The organism is Streptomyces thermospinosisporus, from assembly GCF_039526425.1.
GTDB classification, from domain to species: Bacteria; Actinomycetota; Actinomycetes; order Streptomycetales; family Streptomycetaceae; genus Streptomyces; species Streptomyces thermocarboxydovorans.
The window spans coordinates 23,724-33,317 of sequence record NZ_BAAAIZ010000106.1 but is presented as its reverse complement, the minus strand read 5'-3'; the positions used below and the strand labels follow the sequence as shown (position 1 = coordinate 33,317).

The 9,594-nt window shown below is 70.6% G+C and carries 9 protein-coding genes and 2 pseudogenes; 6 read left to right on the top strand and 5 right to left on the bottom strand.

Annotated elements, in window-relative coordinates:
* Window positions 1-44: 44 nt before the first annotated feature.
* From ABD207_RS27865 to ABD207_RS27860, 3 genes and pseudogenes are all read right to left on the bottom strand, one after another.
* Window positions 45-440, bottom strand: coding sequence for an alpha/beta hydrolase (locus ABD207_RS27865; RefSeq protein ID WP_344015958.1), 396 nt, complete (start codon window positions 438-440; stop codon window positions 45-47).
* 302 nt (window positions 441-742) lie between these two features.
* A pseudogene (locus ABD207_RS32220) lies at window positions 743-922 on the bottom strand (alpha/beta hydrolase); the annotation flags it as partial.
* 86 nt (window positions 923-1,008) lie between these two features.
* Window positions 1,009-1,560, bottom strand: coding sequence for a hypothetical protein (locus ABD207_RS27860; protein WP_344015957.1), 552 nt, complete (start codon window positions 1,558-1,560; stop codon window positions 1,009-1,011).
* Window positions 1,561-1,692: 132 nt separating this feature from the next.
* On the opposite strand from ABD207_RS27860, the gene ABD207_RS27855 reads away from it, so the two are divergent.
* A complete protein-coding gene (locus ABD207_RS27855; RefSeq protein ID WP_344015956.1) occupies window positions 1,693-2,373 on the top strand; it encodes a DNA alkylation repair protein in 681 nt (226 codons plus the stop codon).
* Window positions 2,374-2,384: 11 nt separating this feature from the next.
* On the opposite strand, the gene ABD207_RS27850 is transcribed toward ABD207_RS27855, so the two are convergent.
* Window positions 2,385-2,963 carry a dihydrofolate reductase family protein gene (locus ABD207_RS27850; protein WP_344015955.1) on the bottom strand — a complete coding sequence of 193 codons (579 nt, stop codon included), beginning with the start codon at window positions 2,961-2,963 and terminating at the stop codon, window positions 2,385-2,387.
* 297 nt (window positions 2,964-3,260) lie between these two features.
* Here ABD207_RS27850 and ABD207_RS27845 point away from each other — a divergent pair.
* A pseudogene (locus tag ABD207_RS27845) lies at window positions 3,261-3,726 on the top strand (DUF6624 domain-containing protein).
* Window positions 3,727-3,885: 159 nt separating this feature from the next.
* On the opposite strand, the gene ABD207_RS27840 reads toward ABD207_RS27845, so the two are convergent.
* Window positions 3,886-4,674: a GntR family transcriptional regulator gene (locus tag ABD207_RS27840; RefSeq protein ID WP_344015954.1), complete on the bottom strand. Its 789-nt coding sequence runs from the start codon at window positions 4,672-4,674 to the stop codon at window positions 3,886-3,888.
* Between the two features lie 353 nt (window positions 4,675-5,027).
* Between ABD207_RS27840 and ABD207_RS27835 the strand changes: the two genes are divergently transcribed.
* The 4 genes from ABD207_RS27835 to ABD207_RS27820 all read left to right on the top strand — a co-directional run.
* On the top strand, window positions 5,028-6,302 hold the full coding sequence (locus ABD207_RS27835; protein WP_344015953.1) for an extracellular solute-binding protein: 1,275 nt from the start codon (window positions 5,028-5,030) through the stop codon (window positions 6,300-6,302).
* 238 nt (window positions 6,303-6,540) lie between these two features.
* Window positions 6,541-7,527, top strand: coding sequence for a carbohydrate ABC transporter permease (locus ABD207_RS27830; protein ID WP_344015952.1), 987 nt, complete (start codon window positions 6,541-6,543; stop codon window positions 7,525-7,527).
* The gene (locus tag ABD207_RS27825; protein ID WP_344015951.1) at window positions 7,524-8,354 is read left to right on the top strand and encodes a carbohydrate ABC transporter permease; all 831 of its coding nucleotides are present in this window, start codon (window positions 7,524-7,526) and stop codon (window positions 8,352-8,354) included. Before ABD207_RS27830 ends, ABD207_RS27825 begins: the two co-directional genes overlap by 4 nt.
* Before the next feature lie 8 nt (window positions 8,355-8,362).
* Window positions 8,363-9,594 (top strand): glycoside hydrolase family 3 protein (locus ABD207_RS27820; protein ID WP_344015949.1); only part of this gene is annotated, 1,232 nt, incomplete at its 3' end.

The window sequence follows — 9,594 nt, the reverse complement described above, 5'->3', positions numbered from 1 at the left end:
CGCACGTCCGCTACGTCCTGGACGAGAACCCCATGAGTTTCTGATCAATACTCCCACTCGCTCTGCATGATGCTGGGGAGGCTGCACCCCCGCCGGCCGTCATCGAGGTGCTCACCGGTTCGCCCTTCGGTTTCCAGCTGCTCGCCGGTGAGGTGTCGCTCTTCGATCCGTTCGGCTGGGACCCCGAGGTGGGTCTGGACACGGCGATCGAGCTGCTCGGCCATGCGTGCGAGCGCAGCGACGGCACCGATCCCGACGAGGCGCTGCCCCGGCTGATGCGTGCGCAGGCCGAGCTGCTTGGCGATGCGGGCCGCGCCCTCGTAGGGGGTGGCAGGGTCGCCGATGTTGCCGACGAGGAGGATGGGCGGGGCGCTCGGGGCGCGGACGTCGGGGTGCTCGGCCTTGCCGCGGACCGGCCAGCCTGGTGCACTCCAGGGCATCCCACGGCATCGAGGCGCCGAAGAGCGGTGAGGCCTCCTCGAACTCGGCTTCTTTCTCCAGGAGTTGGTCAGGGGTGTAGCGGTCGCTGCGATCGGCGCAGGTGATGGCGGTCTGTGCGTCCCGCTGGTCGCTCCAGGTGCCGTCGCTGTTGCGGGCGCCCAGGGCCTCGGCGAGGCTGAGCAGGATTCGCCGTCGCCCTCGGCGAGCTGCCGCAGGCCGACCTCCAGGGCGGGCCACGCCGTCTCCAGGCAGAGGCTCTGGACGATGGCGTCGAGCAGCAGGGAGCCGGTGAGCACCTGGTCGTCGCCGAGGGACAGGGGCTCGTGAACAGCAGTGAGCCGATCCGTTCCTCGGCGGATGCGGCGGTGCGGGCCCGGATCAGGGCGATGTCGATCGTCTCGCCCTCGGGCCGGTCCCAGTCCAGCGGGGCCTTCATGGTGGTGCACTGCCAGCGGGTGCCGTCGGGCAGCGGCTCGGGGGCCGGGGCCGACGGGCCGCATGGCCTCGCGGGGCGTCCGGGGGTACCGGCACCCGGACGGGTGCGGGCCGTACGGAGTCCGCGCATGCTCAGGGCAGGAGTTCGAGCACTGCGTCCAGCGTCAGTCGCCACATCGGCTCGGCTCCGGTGCCGAACGCGGCGGCGAGGGCATGGCCGAGCGCGGCGTCAGCGGGCTCGGGTGCGGCATCGGGCCGCCACTCGACGGTGACCCTCCCGTCGCCTGCCGAGGTGAACTCGGCGAGCGGCCGGCCGTCCCGCAGCAGCCGGCTGGTTTCCACGCCGGAGGGAATCAGGCGGTACCGGGTGCCCCGCTCGTCCGGGCCGGTGTCCACGCGGTAGGAGCGGCGGGTGAGGAAGCCCTTGGCGGGCCGCAGGGGGACTGGCGTCCCGTCGACCGTCATGGTCAGCCGCTCGGGGTCGCGCGTCCCGATCGGCACATGCGTCTCCAGCGGCGTACCGGCCGCCCTGTGCATCTCCACCCGCGGCAGGGCGGCGCCGCCGTGCACGGCCAACGAGCCCTCCGCATGGTCGAGTTCCACCGTGATCTCACCGAACAGCGGATCGTCGGCGGACACGGGGGCGTACGGGGACGTCGTCGGCTCCTGGCTCTCCTCACTCATATGCATGATCGTCGCAGGTGGCAGGCCCGCCGGGCGCCCCCGCCCCCCAGGAGGCCCCCAGGAGAGCCGCCCTCACGGCGAGGGCCGCCCCCGTCGTACGCTGCCTCTCGCACACGGTGGACGGAGGCTGCCATGGCCGGGACGACAGTGGCCGAGGTGATGGCCGAGCTGGCCGCGCTGGAGGACCCGAAGGCGCGGGAGGTGAACGAGCGGCACGGCGATGACCACGGGGTGAACCTGAGCAAGCTGCGCGCCCTGGCCAAGCGGCTCAAGACCCAGCAGGACCTGGCGCGCGACCTGTGGGCCACGGACGACACGGCGGCCAAGCTGCTCGCGCTGCTGATCTGCCGGCCGAGGGCGTTCGACCGGGACGAGCTGGACGCCATGCTGCGCGCGGCGCGCACCCCCAAAGTGCACGACTGGCTGGTGAACTACGTGGTGAAGAAGAGCCCGCACGCCGAGGAACTGCGGGTGGCCTGGCTCGCCGACGCGGACCCGGTGGTGGCGAGCGCCGGCTGGGCGCTGACCACGGAACGCGTGGCGAAGAAGCCCGAGGGGCTCGACCTCGACGGGCTGCTCGATGTCATCGAGGCCGGGATGAAGGACGCCCCGGACCGCCTCCAGTGGGCGATGAACCACTGTCTGGCCCAGATCGGCATCGAGCACCCCGACCGCCGGGCCCGTGCCATCGCCATCGGTGAGCGCTTGAAGGTGCTCAAGGACTACCCGACGTCCCCCGGCTGCACCTCCCCGTACGCCCCCGTCTGGATCGAGGAGATGGTGCGCCGCAAGGAGGCCGGCACAGCGGTCTGACCTGCGGGGTCTCAGCCGTGCAGGGTGGGCCGGTAGACCAGCTCCTGGGTGCGGCCGTCGAGCGTGCGGTGCTCGAGCAGCTCCAGGTCGAAGTCGAGGGCGCCCTGGAAGATCGGTTCGAAGCCGGTCCGGCCCGTGATCACCGGGAAGATCGTCACCTGGACGCGGTCGACCAGTCCGGCGGCCATCAGCGCCCGGTTCATCGACAGGCTGCCGTGCGAGCGCAGCGGCACATCGGACTCCTTCTTCATACGGGCGACCACATCGACGGCGTCGCCCTTCACCACGGTCGCGTCCGGCCAGTCGAGGGGGCCCTCCAGGGTGTTCGACACCACCGTGGCCGGCATGTTCCGCATCCGGGTCACCCAGGGGTCGAACACCTCGGCGTTCTCCGTGCCGGAGGCCACCATCTGCGCGAACATCCGGTAGGTCTTGGCCCCGAAAACCATCCGCTGCTCCTGCTCGTACAGGCCGAGCCGGTGCTCCAGCAGCTCGGGGCCCTGCTTCCCCCAGTACCCGGTCCAGTCGCCGCCGGCGGCCCCGAAGCCGTCGAGGCTGGAGAAGACGTCGAAGGTGTAGGTGGCGGCCATGGTGTCCTCCGGGGCGGTCGATGGCGTCCGTTTCCTGTAAAGACCGTAGGCCCCGGCGAAACTCATCGCGCGGCATCGCCCTGGCCGGATCGCCCGGTGTCACCCTGATGAGGGAGGGCGTGGAGCGGAGGGGGTAGATCCATTGTCCCCGCGCGAAGGAGCGCCTGTCACTCTTCTCCGGAATGCTCTTTACACCGGTTTTGCCTCCTAGGCTGTCCGTCGTCGAACTGACGGATGAGGCAAGGGAGTTGGGAGTGACGCACGACCCTCGCCGCGCTGGCGGCGGAACTGACCGACATGGCCGCGGCCGACGGCCGGGCGGCGGCCCGCGCGAACAGCGACGACCCCGCCGAGCAGCCGGTGTGGCGGCGGCTCACCGCACGGCACGGCGACCGGCTGAACGAGATCACGGACGTGTACGGCTGGCCGACGGCGGAACTGGTCGGTGAGGAGGCCGCACGGGCGGCCTGGCTGATCGCCCAGCACGCCGACCGGCAGCTCGATGTGCAGCGCCGCGCCCTGCGGCTGCTGGAGCAGGCGGTGGCGGAGGGCTCGGCCCGCCCGCGCGAGCCGGCCTTTCTGCGTGACCGCACGCTGGTCAACGAGGGCCGTGAGCAGATCTACGGCACCCAGATCGCCGGGGTGAAAGGAGGACGGGACGCCCGTTCCGTGGCCCTGCGTGGAGCCCGAGCGGATGGACGAACGCCGCGCAAAGGCCGGCATCGAGCCCTTCGACGAGTACGTCGCCAAGTACTCCGTCTGAGGCAGCCGAGGCACCGGTGACCGATGCAGCCGAGCCCCCGGTGACCGATGCAGTCGAGGCCCCGGTGAGACGACCGAGGCGGTGCCTCGGAGTGGCGGCCGGGGCAATGAGGCGGTGCCTCGGAGTGGCCGCCGGGGTCCGGGCCACAGGGTGGCCGAATCAGGGCCCCGGCCGCCGGATCACGGCCGTGAAGCGGTACCTCGAGCCCCGGTACACCGAGTGGACCCACTCCACCGGGGTGCCCGCGCTGTCGCGGGAGTGGCGGGACAGCAGGAGCATCGGCAGGCCCACGTCGGTGGAGAGGAGGGCGGCCTCTCTCGGGGTCGCCGGGCAGGTCTCGATGGTCTCGTCGGCCTCGGCCAGGCGGACGCCGTACACCTCGGCGAGGGTGGTGTAGAGGGAGGTGTGGCGTCTGAGGTTGCGGCGCAGGCCGGGGAAGCGGGCGTCGGAGAGGTGGGTCGTCTCGATGGCCATCGGCTCGCCGCCGGCCAGGCGGAGCCGTTCGATGCGCAGCACCTTGGCGCCCGGTTCCACCTCCAGCAGTCCCGCCAGCTGGTCGCCGGCCGGGACGTAGCCGATGTCGAGCACCTGGGAGGAGGGGCTCAGCCCCTGGGCGCGCATGTCCTCGGTGTACGAGGTGAGTTGCAGCGTCCGGTAGACCTTCGGGCGGGCGATGAAGGTGCCCTTGCCCTGGATGCGGTCCAGGCGCCCCTCGCTGACCAGTTCCTGCAGGGCCTTGCGGACGGTGGTGCGGGAGGTGCGGAACTCCGTCGCGAGGAGGCGTTCGGCGGGCATCGCCGTGCCCGGCGGGCGGGCCTCGGTCATCCGCAGCAGCCGCTGCTTGATGCGGTAGTACTTCGGGACGCGGCCGGTGTCGCCGGGCGCCTCCCGTTCGGGTTTCCCGCCGCTGACGGCTTCGGTTCTCCCGGTGCTGACGTCCGTGGTCATGACCTGCCTTCCGGCTGCGGTGTCCGGCGCGCGGACGGCAGGGGCCGGCCGCGGTGCACGTCGGCGGACGACCGGGTTCGGCGCCGCACGCTCGGCGGTCCCGTTATAACCGCGCCTCGCTGGTTGGTCTAGTCCAACCCTCGGTCAGCGGGTCGTTATGCCCGCGTCTGGGCGGAGTTCAACCCTCCGGATCCCGTGTTCCAACCGTCACTCACCGGTGATGTGGCGACCCTTGACAGGGCCATAGGTCTAGGCCAAGCTCCCCTTGCTGGTCTAAACCATTTCGAGGAAGCCGGGTCCCAGCCCGCCGAGCGCGTGGGTGTGCAAGGCATTCCTTCAGGGAGGGGTGGCGCGTGAAGCGCAAGCTGATAGCCGCGATCGGTATCGCGGGCATGATGGTCTCCATCGCGGCGTGCGGCGGCGACAGCGGCGACGACAAGAAGGCCGGGGCGGACGGCTGGGCCGGCGAGACGCTCACGGTCTGGGTGATGGACGGCTCCTCGCCGGACCAGTGGCAGAAGGACCTCGCCGCCGAGTTCGAGAAGAAGACCAAGGCGAAGGTCAAGTTCGAGGTCCAGCAGTGGAACGGCATCCAGCAGAAGCTGACCACCGCGCTGTCCGAGGAGAACCCGCCGGACGTCTTCGAGATCGGCAACACCCAGACCCCGGCCTACGCCAAGACCGGCGGCCTCGCCGACCTCGGTGACCTCAAGAAGGAGATCGGCGCCGACTGGACCGAGTCGCTCAACGAGTCGTCCGTCTACGAGGGCAAGCAGTACGCGGCCCCCTGGTACTTCGCCAACCGCGTCGTCCTCTACAACAAGAAGATCTGGGCCGACGCGGGCATCAAGGAGACGCCCAGGACCCGCGACGAGTTCTACAAGGCCCTGAAGGCCATCGGTGAGAAGACCGACGCCGAGCCCCTCTACCTGCCCGGCCAGAACTGGTACCACTTCGTCGGCCTGGTGATCGGCGAGGGCGGCGAACTGGTCAAGAAGGAGGGCGACAAGTACGTCTCCAACCTCGACGACCCCAAGGTCGCCGCCGCCATGGAGACGTACAAGAAGTTCCAGGCGCTGTCCAAGGCCCCCAAGGACAAGGACGAGGCCACCCCGCAGCAGGGTGAGGTCTTCGCCAAGGGCAAGACCGGCGCGTTCATCGGCATGGGCTGGGAAGCCGGCATCGCCACCAAGGCCAACCCGAAGATCGAGAAGGAGATCGGCTACTTCACGATCCCGGGCGCCACGGCCGACAAGCCCGAGGGCGTCTTCCTCGGCGGCTCCAACCTCGCGGTCGCCGCGGGCAGCAAGAAGCAGGAGCTGGCCAAGGAGTTCCTGAAGCTCGCCCTGTCCGACACGTTCGAGGGCCAGCTCGCCAAGCTCAACGGCGTCATCCCCAACAAGGAGTCGCTGCAGAGCAACCTCAAGGGCAACGCCCCCGCCGAGGCCGCCGCACCGGCCGCCGCCGTCGGCGGCACCACGCCGCTGATCCCGGAGTGGGCCGCGGTCGAGAACGAGCCCAACCCGATCAAGACGTACATGACCGCCGTCCTGAACGGAAAGTCCCCGGCCGAGGCCGCCAAGCAGGTCGAGGACGAGTTCAACAAGCGCCTGGCGCAGCAGCAGTAGGAGCGCAGGGAGCTCCGGCCGAGCGGGGGCCGCCACCGGACGGCCCCCGCCCGCGTCGCGTGACGCGGCCCGCCCCCGCGACCCCGGACAGGGGAACGGCGGACGTGGGGGCGAGCAGCGCCGCCGGTCCCGGTGCGAGGACGCCGCAGGCCGGACGCCGCAGCGTATGGCGCTGGGTACGCCACCGGGTACACCGCCGTGTGCGCCGCCGAGTACGTCGAGAAGAGAGATCGCGAGCATGACCGTGCAGACCGAACGGCCGCCCTCCGGCCGGGAGGACGTCCGCAAGACGGACGACGAGGGACCCGGCAGGCCCACCCCGCGAACCGCGTCGCGCGCCGGCGCGCTCGTCCCGTACCTGTTGCTGCTGCCCGCCTGCGCGGCCACCGTGCTGCTGCTCGGCTGGCCGCTGCTGAAGGACGTGCTGCTGTCGTTCCAGAACCTCAACATGGCGCAGCTGATCCAGCACGTCACCGAGTGGAACGGCGTCGACAACTACAAGGAGGTCCTCACCGGGGAGGACTTCTGGCGGGTCACCCTCCGCTCCATCCTGTTCACGGCCGTCAACGTCGCCCTGACGATGGTCCTGGGCGGCCTGGTCGGTCTGCTGCTCGCCCGGCTCGGCAAGCGGATGCGCTTCATCCTGATGCTGGGTCTGGTCCTGGCCTGGGCCATGCCGGTGGTCGCGGCCACCACCGTCTACCAGTGGCTGTTCGCGCAGCGCTTCGGCGTCGTCAACTGGACCCTGGACAAGCTCGGCTGGCACTCCATGGCCGACTACAGCTGGACCAGCAGCCAGATGTCGACCTTCTTCGTCGTCACCGTGCTGATCGTCTGGATGTCCGTCCCGTTCGTCGCGATCAACCTCTACGCGGCGACCACCACCATCCCCAGCGAGCTCTACGAGGCCGCCGCCCTCGACGGAGCCGGCAGCTGGCGCAGCTTCACCACCGTCACCCTGCCGTTCCTGCGGCCGTTCCTCTACGCCACGACGTTCCTGGAGATCATCTGGATCTTCAAGGCGTTCGTGCAGGTGTACACCTTCAACCAGGGCGGCCCCGACCGGCTCACCGAGATCCTGCCCGTCTACGCCTACATCGAGGGCGTCGGCAACCAGCACTACGGCATGGGCGCGGCCATCGCCGTGCTCACCATCCTGATCCTGCTCGGCCTGACGGCCTACTACCTGCGGATCGTGCTCAAGCAAGAGGAGGACGAGCTGTGAAGCGCTCGCTCTTCGGCCGCCTGTGGCCCAATGTCACGGCCGTCGTCCTGTTCATCGGCTGCGTCTTCCCCGTGTACTGGATGTTCGCCACGGCCTTCAAACCGACCGGCGACATCATCGCGGAGAACCCGGTCTGGTTCCCGGTGAACGTCACCTTCGAGCACTTCCGCACGGCGACCGGGGTCGACCACTTCTGGACGTACGTCACCAACTCGCTGACCGTCACCGTCCTGGCCGTCGCCTTCTCCCTGATCATCGCGCTGGCCGGCTCCTTCGCCCTGGCCCGGATGCGGTTCAAGGGGCGACGCGGATTCATCATCGGCTTCATGCTGGCCCAGATGGCGCCCTGGGAAGTCATGATCATCGCTATGTACATGATCGTGCGGGACGCCTCGATGCTGAACAGTCTGGTGCCGCTCACGCTCTTCTACACGATGATGATCCTCCCCTTCACCATCCTGACGCTGCGCGGCTTCGTCGCCGCCGTGCCCAAGGAGCTGGAGGAGTCGGCGATGGTCGACGGCTGCACCCGCGCCCAGGCGTTCCGCCGGATCATCCTGCCGCTGCTCGCCCCCGGCCTGATGTCCACCTCGCTGTTCGGATTCATCACCGCCTGGAACGAGTTCGCGCTCGTCCTGGTGCTGAACAAGGACGCCGAGGCGAAGACGCTCCCGCTGTGGCTGTCCAGCTTCCAGACCCAGTTCGGTGACGACTGGGGGGCGACCATGGCAGCCTCGTCGCTGTTCGCCGTCCCGATCCTGGTCCTCTTCGTCTTCCTGCAGCGCAGGGCCGTCAGCGGCCTGACCGCGGGCGCCGTGAAGGGATAACGCCCCCGATGACTGCCACCACCACCGGCACCGACACCCTCACACGGGACGCCCTGGCCGTACTGCAGCCGGGCTTCACCGGCACCACACCGCCCGACTGGGTGCGCCGCCGGCTCGGCGAGGGCCTCGTCTCCGTCGCCCTGTTCGGCCGCAACATCGTCGACGCGGAGCAGGTCGGCGCGCTCACCGCCGTGCTGCGGGCCGAGCGGGACGAACTGCTGGTCGCCATCGACGAGGAGGGCGGCGACGTCACCCGGCTGGAGGTCCGCACCGGCTCCTCCTTCCCCGGCGCCCACGCCCTCGGCGCGGTCGACGACGTGACGCTGACCCGGGACGTGGCCGCCGAGCTGGGCCGCCGGCTCTCCGCCTGCGGTGTCACCCTCAACTGGGCGCCCTCGGCCGACGTCAACGCCAACCCCGACAACCCGGTCATCGGCGTACGGTCCTTCGGCGCCGACACCGACCTGGTGGCCAGGCACACGGCCGCCTACGTCGAGGGCATGCAGGCGGCCGGGGTCGCCGCCTGCACCAAGCACTTCCCCGGGCACGGCGACACCAGCGTCGACTCGCACCACGCGCTCCCGCACATCGACCTCGACACCACCACGCTGCACGAGCGGGAGCTCAAGCCGTTCCGCGCGGCGATCGAGGCCGGCACCCGGGCCGTGATGAGCGCCCACATCCGCGTGCCGGTCCTCGACCCAGACCGCCCCGCCACCCTCTCCCGCCGCATCCTCACCGACCTGCTGCGCGGCGAACTCGGCTACGACGGACTCATCGTCACCGACGGCATGGAGATGCGGGCCATCTCCGGCACCTACGGTCTGGAGCACGGCGTCGTCCTCGCCATCGCCGCGGGCGCCGACGCCATCTGCGTGGGCGGCGGGCTCTGCGACGAGGAGACCGTGCTCAGCCTGCGCGACGCCCTCGTCGGCGCCGTACGCTCCGGCGAACTCGCCGAGGAACGGCTGGCCGACGCCGCCGCCCGGGTCCGCGCCCTGGCCGCCTGGACGGCCGCCGCACGCCAGTCCCCGGCCCCGCCCATCGAGCCACGCCCGGACATCGGCCTCGCCGCCGCCCGCCGCGCCGTCACCGTCACCCGCACCCGGCCCACCGCCCCCGTCACCGCACCGGTGTTCGTGGCCACCTTCACCCCGGCCGCCAACATCGCCGTCGGCGACGAGACCCCCTGGGGAGTCGGCGCGGAACTGCAACGGCGGCTCCCCGGCTCCGAGGTGGG